Source organism: Escherichia whittamii, assembly GCF_014836715.1.
Classification (GTDB): Bacteria; Pseudomonadota; Gammaproteobacteria; order Enterobacterales; family Enterobacteriaceae; genus Escherichia; species Escherichia whittamii.
Genome location: NZ_JACSQI010000012.1, coordinates 26547 through 51499 on the forward strand (window position 1 = coordinate 26547; position 24953 = coordinate 51499).

Annotated in this window: 23 protein-coding genes; 11 read left to right on the forward strand and 12 right to left on the reverse strand. The window is 48.0% G+C overall.

What is annotated here, in order from left to right; all coding sequences use genetic code 11:
* Positions 1 to 56: 56 nt before the first annotated feature.
* Both nfsA and H9644_RS16875 read right to left on the reverse strand, forming a co-directional pair.
* A complete protein-coding gene (gene nfsA, locus H9644_RS16870) occupies positions 57 to 779 on the reverse strand; it encodes a nitroreductase NfsA (RefSeq protein WP_064530151.1) in 723 nt (240 codons plus the stop codon).
* Positions 763 to 1050: a DUF1418 family protein gene (locus H9644_RS16875; protein ID WP_191775491.1), complete on the reverse strand. Its 288-nt coding sequence runs from the start codon at positions 1048 to 1050 to the stop codon at positions 763 to 765. Before H9644_RS16875 ends, nfsA begins: the two co-directional genes overlap by 17 nt.
* Positions 1051 to 1209: 159 nt before the next feature.
* On the opposite strand from H9644_RS16875, the gene H9644_RS16880 reads away from it, so the two are divergent.
* A complete protein-coding gene (locus H9644_RS16880; RefSeq protein ID WP_064530149.1) occupies positions 1210 to 1467 on the forward strand; it encodes a GrxA family glutaredoxin in 258 nt (85 codons plus the stop codon).
* Between the two features lie 30 nt (positions 1468 to 1497).
* On the opposite strand, the gene H9644_RS16885 is transcribed toward H9644_RS16880, so the two are convergent.
* Entirely contained in the window at positions 1498 to 1875 is a 378-nt protein-coding gene (locus tag H9644_RS16885; protein ID WP_167581265.1) for an inner membrane protein YbjM, read from the reverse strand.
* A gap of 267 nt (positions 1876 to 2142) precedes the next feature.
* Between H9644_RS16885 and H9644_RS16890 the strand changes: the two genes are divergently transcribed.
* Positions 2143 to 3828: an aspartate:alanine antiporter gene (locus H9644_RS16890; protein ID WP_064530147.1), complete on the forward strand. Its 1686-nt coding sequence runs from the start codon at positions 2143 to 2145 to the stop codon at positions 3826 to 3828.
* 135 nt (positions 3829 to 3963) lie between these two features.
* Here H9644_RS16890 and rcdA read toward each other — a convergent pair whose 3' ends face one another.
* Positions 3964 to 4539, reverse strand: a complete 576-nt coding sequence (gene rcdA / locus H9644_RS16895) for a DNA-binding transcriptional regulator RcdA (protein WP_191775493.1) — start codon at positions 4537 to 4539, stop codon at positions 3964 to 3966.
* Between the two features lie 83 nt (positions 4540 to 4622).
* On the opposite strand from rcdA, the gene H9644_RS16900 reads away from it, so the two are divergent.
* The 3 genes from H9644_RS16900 (at position 4623) to ybjH (ending at position 7015) form a co-directional block, all read left to right on the forward strand.
* Entirely contained in the window at positions 4623 to 5831 is a 1209-nt protein-coding gene (locus H9644_RS16900) for an MFS transporter (RefSeq protein ID WP_191775495.1), read from the forward strand.
* Positions 5831 to 6646 carry a 5-amino-6-(5-phospho-D-ribitylamino)uracil phosphatase gene (gene ybjI / locus H9644_RS16905; RefSeq protein WP_191775503.1) on the forward strand — a complete coding sequence of 272 codons (816 nt, stop codon included), beginning with the start codon at positions 5831 to 5833 and terminating at the stop codon, positions 6644 to 6646. Before H9644_RS16900 ends, ybjI begins: the two co-directional genes overlap by 1 nt.
* 84 nt (positions 6647 to 6730) lie before the next feature.
* Positions 6731 to 7015 (forward strand): protein YbjH, encoded by a 285-nt coding sequence (ybjH, locus tag H9644_RS16910; RefSeq protein WP_191775505.1) that lies wholly within the window; start codon positions 6731 to 6733, stop codon positions 7013 to 7015.
* A gap of 40 nt (positions 7016 to 7055) precedes the next feature.
* Here the strand turns inward: ybjH and mdfA are convergent, their stop codons facing one another.
* Positions 7056 to 8288 (reverse strand): multidrug efflux MFS transporter MdfA, encoded by a 1233-nt coding sequence (mdfA, locus tag H9644_RS16915; RefSeq protein WP_064530142.1) that lies wholly within the window; start codon positions 8286 to 8288, stop codon positions 7056 to 7058.
* Between the two features lie 285 nt (positions 8289 to 8573).
* Between mdfA and ybjG the strand changes: the two genes are divergently transcribed.
* Positions 8574 to 9170 (forward strand): undecaprenyl-diphosphate phosphatase, encoded by a 597-nt coding sequence (gene ybjG / locus H9644_RS16920; RefSeq protein WP_191775641.1) that lies wholly within the window; start codon positions 8574 to 8576, stop codon positions 9168 to 9170.
* A gap of 57 nt (positions 9171 to 9227) precedes the next feature.
* A complete protein-coding gene (gene deoR, locus H9644_RS16925) occupies positions 9228 to 9986 on the forward strand; it encodes a DNA-binding transcriptional repressor DeoR (RefSeq protein WP_064530140.1) in 759 nt (252 codons plus the stop codon).
* 47 nt (positions 9987 to 10033) lie between these two features.
* Here the strand turns inward: deoR and dacC are convergent, their stop codons facing one another.
* Positions 10034 to 11236: a serine-type D-Ala-D-Ala carboxypeptidase gene (dacC, locus tag H9644_RS16930; RefSeq protein ID WP_191775507.1), complete on the reverse strand. Its 1203-nt coding sequence runs from the start codon at positions 11234 to 11236 to the stop codon at positions 10034 to 10036.
* Positions 11237 to 11482: 246 nt separating this feature from the next.
* Between dacC and gstB the strand changes: the two genes are divergently transcribed.
* Positions 11483 to 12109: a glutathione S-transferase GstB gene (gstB, locus tag H9644_RS16935; protein ID WP_130222154.1), complete on the forward strand. Its 627-nt coding sequence runs from the start codon at positions 11483 to 11485 to the stop codon at positions 12107 to 12109.
* On the opposite strand, the gene yliI is transcribed toward gstB, so the two are convergent.
* From yliI to H9644_RS16950, 3 genes are all read right to left on the reverse strand, one after another.
* Positions 12106 to 13221: an aldose sugar dehydrogenase YliI gene (gene yliI, locus H9644_RS16940; protein WP_064530138.1), complete on the reverse strand. Its 1116-nt coding sequence runs from the start codon at positions 13219 to 13221 to the stop codon at positions 12106 to 12108. The two genes, gstB and yliI, sit on opposite strands and share 4 nt — an antisense overlap.
* Before the next feature lie 110 nt (positions 13222 to 13331).
* Positions 13332 to 13715 (reverse strand): biofilm formation regulator BssR, encoded by a 384-nt coding sequence (gene bssR / locus H9644_RS16945; protein WP_191775517.1) that lies wholly within the window; start codon positions 13713 to 13715, stop codon positions 13332 to 13334.
* Positions 13716 to 13819: 104 nt separating this feature from the next.
* Positions 13820 to 15874, reverse strand: a complete 2055-nt coding sequence (locus tag H9644_RS16950; RefSeq protein WP_191775519.1) for a beta-galactosidase — start codon at positions 15872 to 15874, stop codon at positions 13820 to 13822.
* A 233-nt stretch (positions 15875 to 16107) separates the two neighbouring features.
* Between H9644_RS16950 and H9644_RS16955 the strand changes: the two genes are divergently transcribed.
* From H9644_RS16955 to rimO, 3 genes are all read left to right on the forward strand, one after another.
* Complete coding sequence (locus H9644_RS16955) at positions 16108 to 17190, forward strand: LacI family DNA-binding transcriptional regulator (RefSeq protein WP_191775521.1); 1083 nt, start codon at positions 16108 to 16110, stop codon at positions 17188 to 17190.
* A gap of 253 nt (positions 17191 to 17443) precedes the next feature.
* The gene (locus H9644_RS16960) at positions 17444 to 18679 is read left to right on the forward strand and encodes an oligosaccharide MFS transporter (RefSeq protein ID WP_191775643.1); all 1236 of its coding nucleotides are present in this window, start codon (positions 17444 to 17446) and stop codon (positions 18677 to 18679) included.
* Between the two features lie 127 nt (positions 18680 to 18806).
* Complete coding sequence (gene rimO / locus H9644_RS16965) at positions 18807 to 20132, forward strand: 30S ribosomal protein S12 methylthiotransferase RimO (RefSeq protein WP_001558886.1); 1326 nt, start codon at positions 18807 to 18809, stop codon at positions 20130 to 20132.
* Positions 20133 to 20179: 47 nt separating this feature from the next.
* Here the strand turns inward: rimO and H9644_RS16970 are convergent, their stop codons facing one another.
* From H9644_RS16970 to gsiD, 3 genes are all read right to left on the reverse strand, one after another.
* Positions 20180 to 21508 carry a GGDEF domain-containing protein gene (locus tag H9644_RS16970; RefSeq protein ID WP_191775531.1) on the reverse strand — a complete coding sequence of 443 codons (1329 nt, stop codon included), beginning with the start codon at positions 21506 to 21508 and terminating at the stop codon, positions 20180 to 20182.
* 7 nt (positions 21509 to 21515) lie between these two features.
* A complete protein-coding gene (locus H9644_RS16975) occupies positions 21516 to 23864 on the reverse strand; it encodes a sensor domain-containing phosphodiesterase (protein WP_191775533.1) in 2349 nt (782 codons plus the stop codon).
* Between the two features lie 177 nt (positions 23865 to 24041).
* The gene (gsiD, locus tag H9644_RS16980; RefSeq protein WP_138183110.1) at positions 24042 to 24953 is read right to left on the reverse strand and encodes a glutathione ABC transporter permease GsiD; all 912 of its coding nucleotides are present in this window, start codon (positions 24951 to 24953) and stop codon (positions 24042 to 24044) included.

The following is a 24953-nucleotide window of genomic DNA, read 5'->3' on the forward strand; positions in this document are numbered from 1 at the left end:
CACCTCTCTGTCAGACCTGGTCAAAAGCCCGCGTATAATACATCGGCGTTACGGTTTTAGCGCGTCGCCCAACCTTGTTTATGCAAATAATCGAGAATAAAAGGACGACTTTCTTTGATAATCGTCCGACGAATATGATCGCTCCAGGTATCCCGACGATTATTGCTACCACGGGTGAGATAATATTCCGCCAGTTGCTCGTCATACTGCGCCAGAGCGTCTTTATCCAGCGGTTGATAGCTGTTTTCATGCACCAAAATGGAGGCCGGTAAACGCGGTTTGAGATCCGGTTTATCCGCAGGCCAGCCAAGACACAGACCAAACAGCGGCAGAACATGCTTCGGTAACTTCAGCAGTTCCGTCACTGCTTCGATATTATTGCGCAGTCCACCAATATATACTCCGCCCAATCCCAGAGATTCCGCTGCAGTTAACGCATTTTGCGCCATCATCGCCGTATCAACGACACCGAGCAACAGTTGTTCCGCCAGGCCAAGCTGGGCATCCGGGCAGATTTGTAAATGACGGTTAAAGTCGGCACAGAACACCCAAAACTCCGCCGCTTGCGCAACATGTTTTTGCCCACCGGTCAGCGTTACCAGTTCATCACGCAACGTTCTATCGGTAATGCGAATAATACTCGTGCATTGCAAAAAACTAGAACTGGAAGTCGCTCGGGCGCTGTTGATAATCGCCTCACGCTGCGCCTCAGAAATGGGTTCATCAGTGAAATGGCGAATGGAGCGATGGCCACAAATAAGTTCAATCGTTGGCGTCATTATCTTTTTCTCTTTCTGAACGTGAAGATTCCAGTGGACGGTTCATCAGTTGTGGGGCAAGCCGTTTTGCCACCTGAAGAATAACCACCACCGCAGCGGGAAGCATGAGCAAAACACCGAGAAAAATCATCAGAATTTGTACCTCTGGTGTCGAAAACGGCATCGGAAGCGAAAGGTAATGGCTTAACGACAGCAGCGCCGTCACCAGTAACATCATGCCGATGAATTCCAGTATCAACACGCTTTTAGGTAATTTACCGATCGCGCGCATAATCTTCCCTCTGCAAAGTGAATAGCTATTTTAAAACCTTTCGTTGCGTTGTGCTTAACAGTTATAGCTTTAGTCAATCGATGCAACAGGTTAAACCTACTTTCAGCGAATAAGTTTTGGCGTGATCATGACGGACATAAACAGATGAGGAGAGAAACAATGCAAACCGTTATTTTTGGTCGTCCGGGGTGCCCTTACTGCGTGCGTGCTAAAGATCTGGCAGACAAACTGAGTAATGAACGCGATGACTTTGAATATCAGTATGTTGATATTCGTGCGGAAGGGATTAGCAAAGAAGATTTACAACAGAAAGCGGGTAAACCAGTAGAAACCGTACCGCAGATTTTTATCGATCAACAACATATTGGCGGCTTTACCGATTTTGCTGCGTGGGTGAAAGAAAATCTGGACGCCTGATCGCCTGACAAGCCCTCTGTATTGAGGGCTTTATTCATTTTTTCTGTGGTGTGGCTTGAACAGACTGCTGATAAACAAGAAACACAATGCCCCCAGCGCACACCAGAACACTGCACTCAATAACCACGCCAGCTCTTGCCAGAATGAGCGTGTCGGTGAAAAAAACAATCGCATAATTAACATTGAACACGGTGCCGCCAGCATTGCGCCAAACAGCGGTTTAAGGACTTCTCTACGCTGCGAAAAAAAGCTGGCAACCGCTCCAGGAAGAATGAAAAACAGCAAGCCGATTTCAGGATGCCCGGCAGCCCGAAAAGCGCCTTTCATATGCGTCGCCAGGAACAGGCACACTACAATGAAGAGGACAAAACAGCAGATTGCCCCCGCCCAACGTTGTTTATGTTTCACTCGCTCCTCCTGACACTGCCTCTATCGAACACATTTTCGCCACTATGGCGTTCAGTAAGATAAAGCCGCTTCGCATTCCATGCTAATATAGGCCAACACAATTCTTATAGCCGTTGGTATCTAATGTGATTACACTAGTAAAATATATTGTTACTTTACTATTGATTAAGTGCGCTGAATGAATTCGCGCTCTGAATTCAGGTAAAAACATTATCTTAAATTACCATTTCTTTCAACAGCTTACTCGTAAACAAGAAGTTAGTCTCCGTGAATATAAACGTCGCCGAATTGTTAAATGGGAATTACATTCTGTTATTATTCGTGGTCCTCGCGCTTGGACTATGTCTCGGAAAATTACGACTTGGTTCAATCCAACTGGGTAATTCCATTGGCGTTTTAGTCGTATCGTTACTATTAGGGCAACAACATTTCAGCATTAACACCGACGCGCTTAATCTTGGCTTTATGTTGTTTATTTTCTGCGTCGGAGTCGAAGCCGGCCCCAACTTTTTTTCCATTTTTTTTCGCGATGGGAAAAATTACCTAATGTTAGCTCTGGTAATGGTTGGCAGTGCGCTGGCGATCGCCTTAGGGTTGGGTAAGCTGTTTGGCTGGGATATTGGTCTGACGGCCGGTATGTTAGCAGGCTCCATGACTTCAACACCTGTCCTGGTCGGTGCTGGCGACACATTGCGTCATTCCGGTATGGAAAGCGGACAGCTCTCCACAGCACTGGATAATCTAAGCCTCGGGTATGCATTAACCTATTTAATTGGTCTGGTGAGTTTAATTGTCGGTGCACGTTATTTACCGAAGTTGCAGCATCAGGATTTACAGACCAGCGCCCAACAAATCGCTCGCGAACGTGGTCTGGACACCGATGCCAGCCGTAAAGTCTATCTGCCGGTAATTCGCGCCTACCGCGTCGGCCCGGAACTGGTCGCCTGGGCCGACGGCAAAAATCTACGTGAATTGGGTATTTATCGTCAAACCGGTTGCTACATTGAACGTATTCGTCGTAACGGGATTCTGGCAAATCCAGACGGTGATGCCGTGCTACAAATGGGCGATGAAATAGCGTTGGTAGGCTACCCCGACGCCCACGCTCGACTCGATCCCAGCTTCCGTAACGGTAAAGAAGTTTTTGATCGTGACCTTCTCGACATGCGTATCGTCACTGAAGAAGTTGTTGTCAAAAACCATAACGCTGTCGGTAAACGTCTGGCACAACTGAAGTTGACCGATCACGGTTGCTTCCTTAACCGCGTCATCCGCAGCCAGATTGAGATGCCAATTGATGACAACGTTGTGCTTAACAAAGGGGATGTTTTGCAGGTGAGCGGCGATGCCCGTCGCGTGAAGACCATTGCTGACCGCATCGGCTTTATCTCGATTCACAGCCAGGTCACAGACCTGCTGGCATTCTGCGCGTTCTTTGTTATTGGCCTGATGATCGGGATGATCACCTTCCAGTTCAGTACATTTAGTTTCGGCATGGGTAACGCTGCTGGCTTGTTATTCGCCGGCATTATGTTGGGCTTTATGCGCGCTAACCACCCAACCTTCGGTTACATTCCGCAGGGTGCGTTAAGCATGGTGAAAGAGTTCGGCCTGATGGTATTTATGGCAGGCGTTGGTTTAAGCGCCGGTAGCGGCATTAATAACGGCCTGGGTGCGATCGGCGGTCAGATGTTGATTGCCGGATTGATTGTCAGTCTGGTGCCGGTAGTTATCTGTTTCCTGTTTGGTGCCTATGTACTGCGTATGAACCGCGCGCTCCTGTTCGGTGCGATGATGGGTGCGCGTACCTGTGCTCCGGCAATGGAGATCATCAGCGACACCGCACGCAGTAACATCCCGGCCTTAGGTTATGCGGGCACTTATGCAATAGCTAACGTACTGCTGACGCTAGCCGGGACAATCATTGTCATGGTATGGCCAGGACTCGGATAAAACTGAAGTTGCCCTGAAAATGAAATTTTTTTGTACAATCACCGAACTTTTCTTCGGGGCATCAGTCTTAATTAGTGCCACTGCTTTTCTTTGATGTCCCCATTTTGTGGAGCCCATCAACCCCGCCATTTCGGTTCAAGGTTGATGGGTTTTTTGTTGCCTGAAATTTATCTCCTGCCCCGCCACTCGCGCCACCATCTGTAAAATCTCCTCGCGCGTTAGCGGCTTACGGTCAGTGACAAAATGCAGCGTCATCCCTTCAATAAAAGCATCCAGAGCCCGGGCCGTTCCTGGTTCGAACCATTGTTCGAGCGTTTGCTGACTGCGCTGCATCCAGTTTTGCATCACTGTTTTTAATAATGGTTTTCGGCTGGCCAGCGCGTAGAGTTGATACATCAACTCCATGTTGTCCGGCGTTGCAACCTGCGAGCTGTAGATCATGTCTGTTATGGCCTGGCAGGCACCTGAAGCATCACTAACACCGCTAAAAAATGCCTGATATTGCTTAGACATAATCTCTGTAAAACTGCTGAACGCCTCCAGCAGCAACTCATCAATTCCTGAAAAATAGTAGGTCATCGACCCTAACGGTACCCCGGCAAGGGTGGCTATTTTACGGTGCGTCACGGCATGTATTCCGTAAAGTTTAACCGCCTCAAGAGTGGCCTGGATGATTTTTTCTCGCCGTTGCGGATCATTAGCGCGACGCATGTCATTTCCTCTCTGTACAATTGTGTACAAATGTACACAACCTTGCTAAGGTTGTCTTCCCTCTTCTTTTTCTGACGTGATCTATGACCGTAAATTCTTCACGTAATGCCTTGAAACGTCGTACCTGGGCGCTGTTTATGTTCTTCTTTTTGCCGGGCCTTCTAATGGCTTCCTGGGCAACCCGTACGCCCGCTATCCGCGACATTCTTTCTGTCTCTATCGCCGAAATGGGCGGCGTGCTTTTTGGCCTGTCAATCGGTTCGATGAGCGGTATTCTCTGTTCGGCGTGGTTAGTGAAACGCTTTGGGACGCGTAATGTCATCCTGGTCACGATGTCCTGCGCATTGATCGGGATGATGATATTAAGTCTGGCACTCTGGCTGACATCTCCTGTGCTCTTTGCCATCGGGCTTGGCGTTTTTGGGGCCAGTTTTGGTTCCGCAGAAGTGGCGATAAACGTTGAAGGTGCTGCCGTTGAGCGAGAAATAAATAAAACGGTTTTACCGATGATGCATGGCTTCTACAGTCTCGGTACGCTGGCGGGGGCTGGTGTGGGGATGGCGCTGACGGCCTTTGGCGTTCCGGCAACTGTGCACATTTTGCTGGCGGCGCTGGTGGGTATCGCGCCTATTTATATCGCTATTCAGGCAATCCCTGACGGTACGGGAAAAAATGCTGCCGATGGTACGCAGCATGGTGAAAAAGGAGTTCCTTTTTATCGCGATATTCAGTTGCTGTTAATTGGTGTCGTGGTGCTGGCAATGGCTTTCGCAGAAGGTTCTGCCAACGACTGGTTACCCTTATTAATGGTTGATGGCCACGGATTTAGCCCCACGTCCGGCTCATTGATATACGCAGGTTTCACATTGGGGATGACCGTTGGACGTTTTACCGGCGGCTGGTTCATAGACCATTACAGCCGCGTTGCCGTGGTACGTGCCAGTGCGCTCATGGGTGCGTTGGGTATCGGGCTGATTATTTTTGTTGATAGCACCTGGGTCGCTGGGGTGTCTGTCGTTCTTTGGGGACTGGGGGCTTCTCTGGGCTTCCCGCTGACCATTTCAGCCGCCAGTGATACCGGCCCCGATGCGCCGACCCGTGTCAGCGTAGTGGCAACGACCGGTTATCTGGCTTTCCTCGTCGGGCCTCCACTTCTGGGCTATCTCGGCGAACATTATGGATTACGTAGTGCAATGCTGGTTGTACTGGCGCTGGTTATTCTCGCGGCTATTGTCGCGAAGGCCGTCGCCAAACCCGATACCAAAACGCAGACGGCGATGGAGAATAGTTGATGAGCATTAAATTAATTGCGGTAGACATGGATGGTACTTTCTTAAGCGATCAAAAAACCTATAACCGCGAGCGGTTTATGGCCCAGTATCAGCAGATGAAAGCACAAGGGATTCGTTTTGTCGTCGCCAGCGGGAATCAATATTATCAGTTGATCTCTTTCTTCCCCGAAATTGCCGATGAAATTGCCTTTGTGGCAGAAAACGGCGGTTGGGTAGTGAGCGAAGGCAAAGATGTTTTTAATGGCGAGCTGTCGAAAGATGCATTTACCACTGTCGTGAAACATTTACTGACGCGCCCGGAAGTGGAAATTATTGCCTGCGGAAAAAATAGCGCCTATACCCTCAAAAAATATGACGATGCCATGAAAACTGTGGCGGAAATGTATTATCACCGTCTGGAATACGTCGATAGCTTTGACAACTTAGAAGATATCTTCTTTAAGTTTGGCCTGAATCTTTCCGATGAACTGATTCCGCAAGTGCAAAAAGCATTACATGAAGCCATCGGCGATATTATGGTGCCAGTGCATACCGGCAACGGCAGCATCGATCTAATCATCCCTGGCGTACATAAAGCCAATGGCCTACGTCAACTCCAGAAATTATGGGGAATAGACGACAGCGAAGTAGTGGTCTTTGGCGATGGCGGTAACGATATTGAGATGCTGCGCCAGGCAGGGTTCAGCTTCGCAATGGAAAATGCCGGCAGTGCGGTTGTTGCAGCAGCGAAATTTCGTGCAGGTTCCAATAACCGTGAAGGCGTACTGGACGTGATCGATAAAGTTCTTAAACACGAAGCGCCATTTAATCAATAAAACGGCAGCACGCCCGGCAACACAACGCCTGCATGAAGGCTGCATAATTCGCAGAAATTAACTCACCGGATTATTTCAGGCGAAATGATTATGAAGAATTATGTTTTGCTGGGCGCGTTTCTCATGAGTTTTGCGGGTGCAACGATGGCGCAAAGTGTTACCGTCGATGTGCCGAGTGGATACAAAGTGGTTGTGGTACCTGATTCTGTCAGCGTTCCGCAAGCCGTCAGCGTTACTACCGTGCCGCAAACCGTCTATGTGGCCCCGACTCCCGCTCCGGCTTACCGTCCGCATCCGTATGTTCGTCACCTTGCCAGCGTTGGCGAAGGGATGGTTATCGAACATCAGATCGATGACCATCACCATTAATTCGAAAATGCCTGATTGCATTGTGCAATCAGGCATTTTTTTAACCTTCGTGTGAATTTCCTACCTGTTTATCTTTTAGAAAAATAAACATCAGCAGCAGCCACAAAATTCCGTTGGCAAGATTGAAGAGATTAAACAGACCGTTGCCACCGTTCAGATACGCGTGTTTACTGATCTCAATACCGACAGTGAAAATCAGCATTTGCAACATCCCCATTGCCGCCGAGACAGTACCTTTACTCATATCGCTAGCAAACAGCGTCAGACGCACCAACCCCGCATTCGCCAGGCCAATGCCAAAAGCATAAATACTTAACCCGGCGGTCATCCACAAATACGCGTGCGATGAGATGACCGTTGCCACAGCGGCAACCAGCAGACCAGTCATAATCGGCCAACCACCCATAATGATCAGCGAACGTACGGTGCGACGCGAGGTCAGCCGCGCCAGCAGTAAGTTCCCCGCAATTAATGCGCCGAAAATGGGTACTTGCAGCAAACCATATTCATAGCTGCTCAACTGCTCGCCGGTTATGATGATAATCGGCGACTGGGCAATCCACGCCAGCAACGGCAGACTGACAAATCCCAGTGCCAACGCCCCCGCAACAAAGCGACCATTCATCAACACCAGTTTGTAGTCACGCCCAAGCTCTTTCAGCGACAATTTCTCGCCAATACGCGTAGCGGTTTCTGGCATGGCACGTTGCAGGCCGAAGAAGGAGATAGTTGCCAACGCGGCAAATAATACAAACATCCCTTCCCAGGGCAGCACATGGATCCACGCCGCCCCCACCAGTGGGCCGAGTAGCGGAGCAATCAGCGCCACGTTCGCCATCAGCGCGGTGATCTTGATACAAACCGCCTCTTCGAAGGATTCCTGAATCGCGGCATAACCTACAGCGCCAATGAAACAGAGGCTTATACCCTGCAAGAAGCGCAACAGCGTGAATTGTTCAATGTTTTGCGCCAGTAAAATCGCCAGACAAGTGATGATAAACCACACTACGCCCGCCAGCATCACCGGACGGCGACCAATACGATCCGACAATGGCCCCAGCAGCCACTGTAAAAACATCCCACCCGCCAGGTACGCGGTCATCGAGGTAGGAACCCAATCAATGCCCGCCTGGTACTGTTCCACCACGGCCAACATACCGGGCTGAATCATATCGTTACCGATATAAGTTGAGAATTCGTAGAGCACCAGACAGAGAGGGAAAAGTAATGCCTGACGTCCGAGTCTGGCACCATTAGCTAATCTATTTTGCATGCAATTTCTTCGCCATTAATAATCGCGCAAAGTTTAATAAAAGCGCGGCTAACGAGAAAGCAATTTTTGCCCCTGAAACCGCCGTTAAGCACATTCTTACATTAATCGGCGTTTAGACTCTCTTTTTTTAAGCTTTATTTAACTACCGCGCGTTACCATTACTTAATGTAATACGGGCCACTTATGAGAAATAAGACGATGCCGCTTTACCCTGTTTAACATGCACCTTATTCTCACCGCCTTGCCTGACGGCTCTCCATTAAACACCTTATGAGTCTGGAAGTTATGCTGGAAAATCTCAATTACTCATTATTCTCTCTAATTAACGCCACGCCAGATTCTTCTCCGTGGATGATCTCGTTGGCGATTTTTATTGCCAAAGATTTGATTACCGTGGTGCCGCTACTGACCGGGGTACTTTGGCTGTGGGGGCGTACGGCGCAACGGCAGGTAGTGATAAAAATGGCGATCGCGCTGGCAGTCAGCCTGGTGGTTTCCTGGGGGATGGGTCACTTATTTCCACACGACCGCCCGTTTGTCGAGAATATCGGCTATAACTTCCTGCACCATGCGGCAGATGACTCTTTCCCGAGCGATCACGGCACGGTGATCTTCACCTTCGCTCTGGCATTTTTAATCTGGCATCGTTTGTGGTCCGGATCGCTTCTCATGGCGCTGGCCGTAATTATTGCCTGGTCGCGGGTCTACCTTGGCGTCCACTGGCCACTGGATATGCTTGGTGGATTGTTGGCGGGAATGATTGGTTGCCTTAGCGCGCATATTATCTGGCAAGCTGTGGGGACAATGCTCTACCAGCGACTGCAATCGTGGTATCGCTTCTGCTTCGCCTTACCGATCCGTAAAGGCTGGGTACGTGGCTGATTTCGGATAAAACGTGTAATATCAGGCGGCTCGCTTCAATAACTATTCAGAGGGAATATGGAAACACGTCGCGAAGAGCGTATCGGGCAATTACTCCAGGAATTAAAACGCAGCGATAAGTTGCATCTGAAGGACGCCGCCGCCCTACTTGGGGTTTCAGAGATGACGATTCGTCGCGACTTGAATAACAACAGCGCCCCCGTCGTATTACTCGGCGGCTATATCGTTCTCGAACCACGCAGCGCCAGCCATTACCTGCTAAGTGACCAAAAATCCCGTCTGGTGGAAGAAAAACGCCGCGCCGCAAAACTGGCCGCAACGTTGGTAGAACCCGATCAGACCCTCTTTTTTGACTGTGGCACCACTACGCCCTGGATTATTGAAGCGATTGATAATGAAATCCCTTTCACCGCCGTTTGTTATTCACTGAATACCTTTCTGGCGCTGCAAGAGAAACCACACTGCCGGGCGTTTCTGAGCGGTGGTGAATTTCACGCCAGCAACGCCATTTTCAAACCTATCGATTTTCAACAAACGCTGAATAATTTTTGTCCGGATATCGCTTTTTATTCCGCTGCGGGTGTGCATATCAAAAAAGGCGCAACCTGTTTTAATATTGAAGAGTTGCCGGTAAAACACTGGGCCATGTCGATGGCGCAAAAGCATGTGCTGGTTGTCGACCACAGTAAGTTTGGTAAGGTACGTCCGGCGCGCATGGGCGACCTGAAACGCTTTGATATCGTAGTGAGCGATTGTTGTCCGGAAGATGAGTATGTGAAGTACGCGCAAACGCAGCGCATTAAGTTAATGTATTAACTAAGCATCACCGGATGACGTCTACGCGCCATCCGGTCAACTAAAGATTAAGAGAACCAGCTGCCAAACCACTGATGGAATTTCATCATCACGAAATCCCACATCCGACCAAAGAATCCACCCTCTTCTACATTCTCCATTACGATTAACGGACGCTGTTCAATAGACTTGCCATTAAGCTGGAAATCAATGGTTCCGACAACCTGCCCTTTTTTCAGTGGTGCGGTGAGCTGCGGTTCCGTTAATGTATAACTGGCTTTCAGGTTTTTCAGTTGTCCGCGCGGAATAGTCACCGATCCGCCTTCGCCAGCACCGAGATTCACTTCGCTCTTATCGCCAAACCAGACTCGCTGGGTCACAAAGGTGGCATCAGGTTTAATTGGTGTCACGGTTTCAAAGAAACGGAAGCCCCAGGTGAGCAACTTTTCGGACTCATTAAAACGGATACGATCGGTTTTCGCTCCCAGTACAACAGAGATCAAACGCATGTCGCCCTGGGTCGCGGAGGCCACCAGGTTGTAACCGGCACCTGCCGTAGTACCGGTCTTCATGCCATCGACATTGACATTACTACTCCATAGCAGACGGTTACGGTTAGGCTGGCGAATCTTGTTGAAGGTAAATTCCTTCTCTTTATGAATGGCATACTCTTCCGGTACATCGTGGATTAACGCTTTGCCCAGCAAAGCCATATCGCGCGCGGTACTGAACTGCCCCGGTGCGTCGAGGCCGTGCACCGTCTGGAAGGTGGTGTTGGTCAGGCCCAATTTTTTAGCATAACCATTCATCAAACCAATAAATGACTCCTGACTGCCCGCAACGTAATCAGCCAGCGCAATACAGGCGTCATTACCGGACTGAATGATCACGCCTTTGTTTAAATCGGCCACCGAAACCTGATCGCCCGGTTTAAGGAACATCACCGACGAACCACGCAGCGCCGGATTGCCCGTTGCCCAGGCATCTTTACCGACCGTCACCATATCGGTGAGTTTAATCTTATCGGCCTTGAGCGCCTGCCCAACCACATAGCTGGTCATAATTTTGGTCAGACTGGCTGGGTCAAGTTTCTCATCCGCATTGCCTTCTGCCAGCACTTTACCGCTGGCGTAATCCATTAAAATCCATGCACGCGCATCCACGCTCGGCGCGTCCACGGTTTGTTCAGCTGCGAATGCCGTTGGGGCAAAAAGGAATAAAAATGCAGAACCCGCTGTAAAACCACGAAGGAGAGAGGAGAATTGCGTCATAAATGCCACCCGAGTATCCATTCAAAAAAAATACGTTATATCGCCGTATGATAAGTTCGGTGATTAATAACGCACACACAAACTTAAAGAAACCGTAAGTTGGTAAAGTTTTTAAAGTTTATGCAATATCCCGCCGCTTCGCTGCTTCTGGCGTCATTTTTTTGCCAACTGTTGCTTAAAAGTTAACTTTACTTCACCATCGGAATCCTGTTCAGCCTGTGGCTGCCTGTGTAAAAAGGGGTGAGTATGATTACGCTGTGGGGTCGGAATAATTCAACCAACGTAAAAAAAGTGTTGCTGACGCTCGAAGAACTGGATCTACCTTATGAGCAAATTCTCGCGGGCCGTGAGTTTGGGGTAAACCATGACGCCGACTTTCTGGCGATGAATCCCAACGGGCTGGTGCCACTGTTGCGTGACGACGAAAGTGATTTAATTCTCTGGGAGTCGAACGCCATTGTCCGCTACCTGGCAGCACAGTACGGGCAAAACCGCTTGTGGATTGACTCGCCAGCACGTCGCGCAGAAGCGGAAAAATGGATGGACTGGGCAAACCAGACGCTTAGTAATGCCCATCGCGGGATCCTGATGGGATTAGTCAGAACACCGCCTGAAGAGCGTGACCAGGCAGCCATTGATGCCAGTTGCAAGGAATGCGACGCCTTGTTTGCCCTTCTTGATGCGGAACTGGCAAAAGTGAAATGGTTCTCTGGTGATAAATTTGGCGTGGGTGATATCGCTATTGCACCGTTTATCTACAATTTGTTTAACGTCGGTCTGACCTGGACACCGCGTCCCAATCTGGAACGCTGGTATCAACAGCTCACCGAACGCCCCGCAGTACGTAAAGTGGTGATGATCCCCGTTAGCTAATTACGCGGGCTAACTTTTAGTAATTCCCCGTTGGACTCGTCGGTCAGGACGTATAAATAACCGTCGGGTCCAGTGCGAACATCACGAATTCGCTGCCCCCTGTCCGTTAATATGCGGCCATCTTCCGTCACTTTGTTGCCTTTGACGCTCATCACGATGACATCTTTGTCTTTTAACGCGCCAATAAATAATTTTTGCTGCCACTGGGGGAATTTGTCACTGTTATAGAAGGCCATACCGCTCACCGCCGGTGAGTCTTTCCAGTAGAAAATCGGTTGTTCGGTTCCGGCAACGATTTCCCCTTTCGCTTCCGGTATTTTAAATCCCGAGTAATTGATGCCCCAGGACGCCAGCGGCCAGCCGTAGTTTTTGCCTTTTTGCGGAATATTTATTTCATCACCACCGCGCGGGCCATGTTCATTCAACCACAGTGCATTACTCCACGGATTCATCGCCATCCCTTGCGGATTACGAATGCCGTAAGACCAGATCTCAGCTCGTGCAGCGGATTCCTTCACAAAGGGATTATCATCCGGGATCTCGCCCTGGTCGGTCAGACGCACTAATTTACCCTGTAATTTGTCGAGATCCTGCGCCGTCGGGCGCTGATTATTTTCCCCCAGACCAATAAAAAGATAACCGTTACCGTCGAATACCAACCGCCCGCCAAAATGGTTACCGGTAGACAGTTTTGGCATCTGCCGAAAGACGGTGTGGAAGTCGGTCACTTGTGAGAGATCATCACTTAAGCGGCCATAACCGACGGCAGTTCCGGCTTTGCCATCATCGCCAACTTCGGAATAACTTAACCAGATGCGGCGAGACTGGGCAAAATCAGGTGCTAAAGCCACATCCAGCAGACCGCCCTGCCCGTGCGCCCAGACTTCCGGCACTCCGGCAAGCGGCGCAGATAATCCTTTTCCTGCTTGCCAGTGACGCAACTCGCCGCCGCGCAGGGTGATTAACATGCCGTGATTATCGGGTAAAAAGGCCAGCGCCCACGGGTGATCGAGTTTGTCTTGCAGTACTTCGACATTTACCGTTGCAGGCGCCGCCCAAAGAGCGGAAGAAACACAGAGAAAGGGCACAAGGAAAAGGGATTGTCGATGCATAACGCCTCCGGATTGACTCTGGCTTAAAGCGTAGTCAGTGGAGGAGATGGCAAATTCATTTTTACAAAAACTTAAACATGAAGGGGGAGATGCTTTCTCCCCCTTAGTTTTCAGGCCTGCTCAAGCATGGTGTGCTTTTCAAGACTCTGGATACTCAGCGTTAAGCTCATCAGACAATTTTCAAGCTTATCGGAGTTGACGGTAATAAAATTTGGGCAATCATGATACCCACTCATCAAACATACTGCGGCTGTCGCTAATGCTTCTTCAGCGTGATGAAGAGCACTCCACTCATCCTTATCCAGATGAAGATTCAACCGCAGCGATTTATCGTGCAGTTCGCGATTCAGTTTAAAAAAGTTATCTCGTAGATGATTGCTTTCGCTGACGGACATGTATCCTTTAGCCTTCCTCAGATGCACGTACGCAGCGAGGTCAACTTGTGCGTCTTTCAACCGATTCAGCAGGTCGATTCGCTGTCTGTCAACGAACATACTTCGATCCTCCTCTTTCCAGCCTTGTTGCAATTAAATAGTATGGCTACTTTTTGTACAAAATGCTGTCAAGGATCAATACTTCACAACTTATTAATAAGAATTTACATTATTTCTCTTTCCAGCACCTCACATCCCCACGGCGCCAGTTCTAAGTCTTGTGAACAAGCCTTGCCCGTTTCTGCCACTCGCCACGCTCCAGGAAGCACAACATTTTGTACATGAGCAGTGTAGTTTTGTACAAAAACCCATTCCTGATTGCCGTCTGTCCGACGCGTTGCAATAACGCCAACAGGAAGCTCAGTAGCAAGTGCTTTTGGGAGATGAAGTGTGTTGATCAACATCGCGGCAAACGCTTGATGAAATGACGCATCATTACGCGAAGCCACATAGAAAGCACGACCTTGTCCGACGTGATTTACCGTTAACGCCGGCGTACCTGCATAAAAATCCTCGCTATAGTGCGCCAGAACCTGTGCGCCTTCGGCGTGAATAACCGCACATAATTCCCGTGCCTGCCATTGCCCCTGCAGTCCATACGCATTCGGCTCGCAGACAACTTCGTTATGCTGATAATCATTAAGGCTATCAATCTCTTCAGCCCACACGCCCATCAGATCACGCAACGGGCCAGGGAAACCGCCCAGGTGACATAAATCGGTTTCATTGACAATCCCGGACCAGTAAGTAGTGACAAAATTGCCTCCAGCTTCGACATAGGCACGAGCACGAGCAGCAAATCCATCGCGAACCATATAGAGCATTGGGGCGATAACTAACTGATAATCCGTAAGATCACAATCAGCGTTGATAATATCGACCGCCACGCCCTGCTCCCAGAAAGGTCGGTAATGCTCCACTACCGTTTGCTCGTAGTGGATACCGCAATTGCGCGGCCCGGCAGCATCATTGACCGCCCAGCGGTTTTCCCAGTCGAAAATAATGGCAACTTTTGCCTGCGTTTTCGTCCCAACCAATTGTTTAAGATGTGCCAGTCGTTGCCCCAGTTGTATGACTTCGCGCCCGGTACGCGTCTCCAGATGACCGACGTGATCAACCACCGCACCATGAAACTTCTCCACGGCACCACGACTCTTACGCCACTGAAAATAGTGCACGCCATCTGCACCGTGAGCGACGGCCTGTAAGGAAGAAAGAATATTCATTCCCGGCTTTTTCAATTTGCTGGTTGGCTGCCAGCTTGTCTGGCTGGGCGTGGATTCCATCAGAATAAACGGTTTATTTTTCAAGGTACGCATCAGGTCGTGATACATCGCTGTTTTACAGGCAACAGCGCGTTCATCTTCCTGTTTATGCCACATGGGATAGCTATCCCAACTCACAAAATCAACCACTTCAGCTAATGCCCAGTAGTTGTAGTCATTGAAATACCACATAAAATTGGTCGTCGCAGGTAAATCGGGGCGTTCTGCTTTTAACGGCGCGATCTCCATTTGATAGAACTCTTTTACCTGCGATGTGACAAAGCGCCGCCAGTCAAGATTCAAACCGTGGTTAGACATCTCACCTAACGGGGAAGGAGATTCAATTTGTGCCCAGTCACTGTATGTATGGCTCCAGAAGCCAGTCCACCATGCCTGATTAAGCGCCTCAAGAGTGGTGTAACGAGTCTGCAACCAACGGCGAAACGCCTGTTGGCATCCATTACAATGACACTCTCCGCCATACTCATTACTGATATGCCATCCCAGAACCGCCGGATGATTGGCGTATCGCTGCGCCAGCTTACGGTTAATTTGCGTCACTTTATCTTTATACACTGGCGAAGAAAGGCAGTGATTATGGCGACCACCGTGAAGCATTTTCTCGCGTGAGGCGCTAACTCTCAGAACCTCTGGATAACGTGCAGCAAGCCAGGCGGGTTTAGCTCCGCTCGGGGTTGCCAGGAAGACAGAGATCCCACCAGCATGAAGTTTATCCAGCACCTCATCCAGCCAGTCAAAGCAATATTCCCCCTCTGTGGGTTCCAGCATTGACCAGCTAAAAATACCCACCGACATGGTGTTACAACCAGCCTGTTGCATCATGGCGATATCTTTCTCCAGAATCCCGGGAACATGTAACCACTGCTCCGGATTGTAATCGGCACCATGAAGTAACCACGGGGCTCTGGGAATGATCGGTGGATGCTTGTCCATGCTGACTCCTGAATTGTTTTAAACAGACAAAAAATGTTATTCGTTCACAATATTGTCATCTAGTAATTAATTGCTTCGTTATGCAAGGAATGCCCGGCAGGAATGTGATCAAGTACGCGTTTTTCCCTTCAAATAGCTTCGGCGGTTCAGCTTACCGACAGTGAGACAAGTGAGCGTGATACGTATGACATTCACTGCGGTATACTGTGACAAATCTTTTAGCCGGGGCGAATATGAAAACCAAAGCTGCAACCCTTGCCGATGTTGCTCGTCATGCCAATGTTTCTTATCAGACAGTGTCGCGGGTGCTTAACAATTCAGCGAATGTGTCTGCCAAAACACGTCAAAAAATTGAACAAGCCATTGCCGAACTTAAATACGTTCCAAATCGCGTAGCTCAACAGTTGGTAGGGAAAGAGAGCAAAACGGTCGGGCTGGTTACAACTTCGCTCGCCCTACATGCCCCCTCGCAAATTGCGGCAGCAGTGAAAAAATATGCCGGAGAACAGGGATATCAGGTGCTGATATCCATGATCGATGATGTTGATATTAAAGGTATTCAGGCTGCAATTAATGACTTAAAAGCACAACGGGTAACAAAGATTATTATCAACGCACCGCTGGAAACGGCATTGGCTGAAAATCTGGTTGCTGAAAACAGCGATGTGTTGTGTCTGTTTCTCGACGTGGACCCTTATAGCCCGGTGTTTAACGTCACTTTTAATCCTGCAGAAGGTGCACGCGCCAGCGTGAAATATCTTTACGATTTGGGGCATCGTCAATTTTGCCTGATCTCCGGCCCAGAAAACTCAGTACCGGCGCGGCTACGACTCAATACCTGGCGCGATACTCTCGCCTCACTCCAACTGACGCCGCTGGCCATTCATTACGGTAGTTGGGACGCTCAAAGCGGCTATCTGGCGACGTTACAGATGCTACGTGAAACGCCACAGGTGACCGCTCTTCTGATCGCCAATGATCAGATGGCATTGGGGGCGTTAAGCGCCTTACATCAACAAAAACGTAAAATCCCGCAAGATATTTCTGTCATTGGCTATGATGACACCTATGAGAGTGCGTTTTTTGAACCCTCACTGACGACCGTCGCAATTGACTTTGATTTACAAGGAAAAATTGCCGTTCAACAAATTTTACAGCCGGACGATGAACACGCGATGCTCCGCTCTTCAACCATCCTTCCCAGTCGCCTGGTCGTACGTAACTCTGCTGGCCCTCTGCACTCACCACAGACTGATCTGATGAATATTGCCGAACACCTTCGCACACTGGCGGATGAACTAACACGCAAGGCATAAAAGTAATACGTTCTCATAAAAAGATTTAGTGATCTATTTCGCTAAATCTTTTTTATTACCAGCAATAATTGTGATGCAAATCGCAAACATTCATTTAACACATTGCCTAATCATCGCAGTCAGGGTCAGAGTAAAAATGAAATTGTTAACGTATGACATTTTCGGAGATGCATACCAAAACAATAACCAGTAAGCACAGCGAATGCCTGTGCCAACGGTAAATGACCCCACGCCAGTGATTGAGGATATGGCTATGTTATTGCCCGGTAAACGTAATTATATTTTGCTCAGTATTTTCGATTTCCTGTACCTCTTTGCCTGGTCGGCAACGATGGCATTTTTTGTCATATGGACGACACAGCATCTGGAAATTACCGCCACACGCACAGGATTACTTTATTCCGTTAATGCTTTCATTGCGTTATTAATGCAGCCGTTCTTCGGTTTCATCTCCGATAAATTTGGTCTTAAGAAACAACTCATCTGGATCCTCGTCGCATTATTACTTCCCGTAGGCCCATTCTTTATTTATGTATACGCCCCGCTTCTGGTTCATAACTTCTGGCTGGGCGCTGTTTTGGGTGGCGTTTACCTGGGGATCATTTTTAATTCTGGCTGTGGCGTTCTGGATTCCTGGATAGATAAAGTTTCGCGTCGTTATCATTTTGAATATGGTCGCGTAAGAATGTGGGGCTCTCTGGGATGGGCCGCCGCCGCGTGGATTGTGGGTAAATACATTGATACCAGTCCTAATCTCTCTTTCTGGCTGGCAAGCTGTGCCATTGTGGTCGCCGCAATCTGCTTTATGTTTACCAAAATTGAACTGACCGAGGCAGAAATTGAAAAAACCAATTCGCTGAAAGCTATCCATGCGCTTGAACTGGCGAAAAATAGTCAGTTCTGGTTTTTATTGATGTTCACTCTGTTCGTCACGCAAATTTATGACACCTACGATCAACAATTCGCACAATATTTTTCGCTGCAATTTCCGACGCCAGAAGAGGGCAATCGCTGGTACGGGATTCTGGCTTCTGTCCAGGTCTGCGGAGAAACCCTATTTCTCTGTCTGATGCCGTGGTTTGTTAACCGCACTGGCGCAAAATGGGCATTAGTGATTGCCGGAACCATTATGTCGTTACGCATTGCTGGTTCTGCAATCCAACTGGGACCGGTGTGGATTGCAGCCGTTAAAATGATGCACGCCATCGAAAAACCACTGATCCTGGTATCTGTGTTTAAATTTATCGCGGCTAACTTTGATCATAAACTCTCTTCGACGGTCTACCTGCTGGTGCTTTTTGTGGCATCCATCGCCACGGCAATCTATTCCCCCATTGCCGGCTATCTGTATGACACCATTGGCTTTGCTGAAACCTATTTAATCCTGGGAGCTATTGCCGGTTGCTTCACGCTTATTTCGGTCTTTACGCTGCGAGACAAATCCAGCAGCCAGCCCGCAAAGGCGCTAACTGAAAACCCAATAGCATGATAACCATTTACGCCCCGATATTTGGGGCGTTTTCCTCGCCTGTTGACCAGATTACGATACAAATTTTATCCAGAACTCTGTAGAATCCCTGCCCTGACCTTTCCTGTAACTGAATATTTTTTAAGCTATGAGCAAAGTAACTCCCCAGCCGAAAATCGGCTTTGTTTCCCTTGGCTGCCCGAAAAACCTTGTCGATTCGGAGCGCATTCTGACTGAACTGCGTACTGAAGGTTATGACGTAGTACCGAGCTATGACGACGCGGATATGGTGATCGTTAACACCTGCGGCTTTATCGACAGCGCGGTGCAAGAGTCTCTGGAAGCCATTGGCGAAGCGCTGAATGAAAATGGCAAGGTGATTGTGACCGGTTGTCTGGGGGCAAAAGAAGATCAGATCCGCGAAGTCCACCCGAAAGTACTGGAAATCACCGGGCCTCATAGCTACGAACAGGTTCTGGAGCACGTTCATCACTACGTGCCAAAACCGAAACACAATCCGTTCCTGAGCCTGGTGCCGGAACAAGGTGTGAAGTTAACCCCACGTCATTATGCCTATCTGAAGATTTCCGAAGGCTGTAACCACCGCTGCACTTTCTGCATTATTCCTTCAATGCGCGGCGATCTGGTGAGTCGCCCGATTGGCGAAGTATTAAGCGAAGCGAAACGTCTGGTTGATGCGGGCGTTAAAGAGATTCTGGTTATCTCCCAGGACACTTCCGCGTATGGCGTTGATGTTAAACACCGTACTGGCTTCCACAACGGCGAGCCGGTCAAAACCAGCATGGTCAGCCTGTGCGAACAGTTATCGAAACTGGGGATCTGGACTCGTCTGCACTACGTTTACCCTTATCCGCATGTGGATGACGTTATCCCGCTGATGGCTGAAGGCAAAATCCTGCCGTATCTGGATATTCCGTTACAGCATGCCAGCCCACGTATTCTCAAACTGATGAAGCGCCCGGGTTCGGTGGATCGCCAACTGGCACGCATCAAAAAATGGCGTGAAATCTGCCCGGAACTGACCCTGCGTTCAACCTTTATTGTCGGCTTCCCTGGCGAGACGGAAGAAGATTTCCAGATGCTGCTCGACTTCCTGAAGGAAGCACGTCTGGATCGCGTTGGCTGCTTTAAATACAGCCCGGTTGAAGGCGCAGATGCCAATGCTCTGCCGGACCAGGTCCCGGAAGAAGTGAAAGAAGAACGCTGGAATCGCTTCATGCAACTGCAACAACAGATTTCTGCCGAACGTCTGCAGGAAAAAGTGGGCCGTGAAATTCTGGTGATCATCGACGAAGTGGACGAAGAAGGCGCAATCGGCCGCAGCATGGCAGACGCTCCGGAAATCGACGGCGCGGTTTATCTCAACGGTGAAACCAACGTTAAGCCGGGCGATATTCTGCGTGTGAAAGTCGAGCATGCCGATGAATACGATTTGTGGGGTAGCCGGGTTTAATTAATGTCAGGCCGGGCAAAATTATTTTCCCGGCCTGCTAATAAACATTATTGCCAGCTAATCTGCGCCCTGCCGTTTTTCTTACTCTTATACAGACGCTCATCCGCCAGCATTTTCAGCCGCTCAACGGTGGTACATTCATTTGAATGCGCTACGCCGATGCTGGTGCTTAAATTAATGCTCCCCACCTGGAAATTAACGATTTCTTTTAATATCGATAGCAACTCTTCCAGCGTTCCACCTGTATAAATCACAGCAAATTCGTCGCCACCAAAACGATAGACTTTGCCTTTATCCACTGGAATTTGTGATTTAAGGATTTTCACAACCTTAATCAACACTTCATCGCCCAGCAAATGACCGAAGGTGTCGTTAATGTTTTTGAATTTATCGACGTCAAACAGGCACAAATATCCGCCTTTTTCCGGCAAAGCTTTTAAGTCTTCATCAAAGGATTTTCTGCCCATCGCTTTCGTCAGGTCGTCAAGAAACGCTGAGTTATACATACTGTAGAGTTTTTTGACATCCGCCGCCGAAAAGAAAAGTCCACCGTCCAGTACGCGGTCATAATGGTTATTAATAATGGCTTCTTTTTCAACAATGCCACAATTGATCACTCTGCGTACCAGATAGAGGCAGCTGGTTCCCGATATAACAGCCACCAATGCGGCAAAGAAGATGATCAACGTACACACCTGAACATAAACGTCTTTTTTATAGGCAAATACATACAATCCTGTCGGCAAATAGGAGAAATGCTCCATCGCTTCCGAAACAGTGAAAATGGCGTTTTTGGCATTATATTCATCACCAGTAACCGATTTGCCATTCTTAAAAAGTGAGAACATCAGGTTATCGCTGTCCATTGCCAGCGATTTTGACAGTAAAGAAAAACGCTCCAGCCCTAGTAAAAATATCAGACTGCGATTATGGGTAACCGGGTAGAGATAATAGACGAAGGTTTTACCGTCAAAAGAGATAAACCCGGTATTCTTAACATGCAAATACTTAACCACCTGCATGATATTTGCACAATAGTTATTCTCGTATTCCTTTACCTGGATACATTCATCACTGGAAATCAGATAAGGACCAACATCATACAAATAAGAAGGAGAAATCGAATCGGCGTAGGCTGTGCGTAAGCCAATCAGCAATTGTTCTTCCGTAGGATTTAGCGTATTGATGAGATCAATTGCCACACTACGCCGATATTCAGCAATATTTGCCACCGCAAAAGCAGTATCAATAACGGACTGTTTCAGGCCATACACCCGTTCTTTCACCATTTGAGTGTAGATCCCGCAGGCAACTGCCGAAATCATAATAAAAATCAGCAGACTGACTGTAAGTACGAATTTATTGATTCTGGACATACCTAAACTACTCTTTTACTAACTTTCCACTTTTATCCCAGGCAGAGAATGGCATAGGCTTCTGGTACAGATACCCCTGGGCCTGAACACAGCCTAATTTCATTAATTCACGCGCAACTTCTTCGCTCTCAACACCTTCTGCAATCACCGGAATCTGGTTATAGCGTGCCAGGTCGAAGATAATGCGTAAAATTTTTCCCGCGGTGCCGAAAATATCGCCAGTAAATTGCGAGTCCACTTTTATGCTGTCAGGGTTAATTTCATAAAAACGTTTCAGGTTTGACAGCCCTGTGCCAAAGTCATCAATCGATATCCCAACCCCTTGTTTACGCAGTTGTGCAATATTGAGATAAAAATGTTCACTAATTCGTTCGATCACTGTTTCAGTGATCTCAATACAAATACTATTCGCCTGCAGATCATGTTCTTTCATGATAGTTGTAAAATGCTCATGAAAGTGTGGTTCGTTTAACTGCCAGGGCGAAACATTAATATGCAGCAAGAAACCGTCCTTCAGGGCCGCACGCTCACTAAAATGCCTGAATTCACCCATCGCGGTTTTAATAATTTGATAACCAAGTTCATTGATAAACCCAATATCTTCAGCAATCGTAATAAACTTCTGCGGTGAGATTATTCCTCGTTCCGCAGAGATCCAGCGGCATAATGCTTCTGCGCCGATAATGTCTCTGGTTTTAATATCAACAATCGGTTGATAGACTAAAAATAGTTCACCTTTCTTCATCGCATGGCGAATATTGCGCGCAATCCAGATATTCTCTTCAATTTCGTTGAGTTTTGCGTCATCACAAAAAATAAACTCAGAGAACATATGGTCACGGATACTGGAAATCGCCAGCTTGAGTTTTTCGGCATAACTCCAGACGTTTTCACCCTTCAATGGTTCACAAATGGCAGATTTGTGTATACGCAGATTGCGGTAACCAAAGCTGCTGTCGAAATCATCTACCATCGCTATTTTGCGGGTAAAGGTCTGTACATTTTCCCGGCATAATAATAAATAGAGATCGGCATTGAATGTCACGATGTCACAGCATTGCGCATACTTCTCGGCAATTCGCTGACACAGTTTCCTGACGATTTTATTGCGTTCCTCAACGCCAAACACAGCTTCGACGGCTTCCAGCCCGCACAGTTTGATGATCCCGACAGCCAGATACTGGCTATTATTAGATTCAATAATCGCCATGTTTTTGATAAAACCACTCTCCTGATCGTAGGAGATTAGCGAGAGCAGCTTATTCGAACGTTCAATTTCAGCGTCTTTCATTTCCGCTATGGAATTTTTGATGCTGATAATCTCTTTCGCATCGCCTTCACGGATTTTCAGCGCCTGCATTTGTTCAGTAGAATCGGGCAAAAACTCCAGCGTATTGACCAGTTCTGTCATTTCGGAAAATTGTCGCCGAAACACTCGCGTGGTCATTAAGTAAACCAATAGCAATACGATAATAATAAACGCAAATGGTAGATAAAAGAGTTTATCTGATGCGTTAAATAAATTACCTGTTGGATAATAAAAATATATTTCGAACAACGCGTTATTTGGAACTTCAGATGTTCTTGCGATATATTCCGTGTCGAAAGAATCAATAATGTTATAATTTCCTTCGCTATTATAAATAATCAGTTTTTCACGGGCGAGTTGGTTTTTGGCGATGATCTCATGGCCTTGTTTTAAAAACAGCACTTCATCATTCGAACTGATTTGATCAAGATATTCATTCAGATAGCGCCAGTTTAAGTCGACATGAATCTTATTAACCGCCAGTAAGTCACGGTCTTTGCCATTAATTCGTAGGGTAAAAGAGATACACTTTTTCCCTGGGCGATCAAAGCAGTTGTAAGCCGGATTCCAGCTACTGACCGAGTCATCTGATGCCACCGACCAGGGCCGCTGCGACGGGTTAAAGTCGGCAAAGATGACGCGTCCTGCCTCATCGACAAGCGGCCCATTTACTTTTTCCTGGTGGTAAACAAGGATCTTATCATTCGCCCGACGTGAAAAGAGATAATATTTATTATCATCCAGTACCAATCCTACCGAATCCAGAAATGGCATCATTTCCATTTTCAGAATGACGGCACGTTTAATCTCCTCACTGTTTTTCAATAAATACAGCGAATCCTTTAACGTTAAGGCCGAACGCTCAATATCTTTAAAAAAATAACCTACATTTTTTTGAATAAGTTCAAAGCGGCTATCAGCACGTTTTACCGCCCTTTCCGATACCAACTGATAGTTAATGATGAAAAAAAGACCAATAAATGACAGCGTAGCCAACAAAAATAAAATAATCAGTCTTATCTTTATTTTTTCGTATAAACTAAGCATGTTAATACACGTAACAAAATAACTATCAGCACGCTGCCCCGCTGCATAAATAGACTTTTAAAGCAGCATATTTACCCATTAATCTGATTCTACAAAATCGGCAGAAAGTTACAACACTTGCGTATAGCAATAATTTCCTATGACGCCATTACATTATTAAGCAATATTCTGCTGTGACTATGCTTTAATTTTCGGGTCCAGCGCGTCGCGTAAGCCATCGCCCAGCAAGTTGAAAGCCAGCACGGTCAGGAAGATAGCGAGTGCCGGGAAAACCGCCACATGCGGGGCAATGACCATATCCGCTCGCGCTTCATTGAGCATAGCTCCCCATTCTGGTGTCGGCGGCTGCGCCCCCAGGCCGAGAAATGAAAGGCTGGCAGCCGAGATGATCGAAGTGCCAATACGCATAGTGAAAAAGACGACAATGGAAGAGACAGTCCCGGGCAAGATATGGCGCAACAAGATGGTCATATCGCTGGCACCAATACTGCGCGCCGATTCAATAAAAGTTTGCTGTTTCAACACTAGCGTGTTGCCGCGCACCAGGCGGGCAAAAGCAGGAATGGAAAAGATGGCTACAGCGATAATCACGTTAGCAATGCCGCTTCCTAACACCGCAACGACAGCAATCGCCAGTAATATGCCCGGGAAAGCAAACAGCACATCGCAAATACGCATAATCAGCCGATCCCACCAGCCCTCGTAATATCCCGCCAGTAAGCCCAATAGCGTACCGATCGCCGCACCGATAAAGACAGCAAACACCCCCGCCGCCAGCGAGATTTGCGCGCCAACCAGGACACGGCTGAAAATATCACGCCCCAGCGAGTCGACGCCAAACCAGTGCTGCAAAGAAGGACCGTTATTCAGGTTGTCATAATCGAAATAATTTTCGGCATCATAGGGGGCTATCCAGCGGGCGAAAATAGCCACCACAATCAACAAAATGACGAACAGTGCGGCAGCCATCGCCATATGCTGACGGCGAAAACGTCGCCAGAACTCATGCCACGGTGTACGTACCTGGTCAGGTTTTACCAGTGGCATAGCGTTTAACACCGCCTGACGTCGCCAGTTAAATAATCGCAT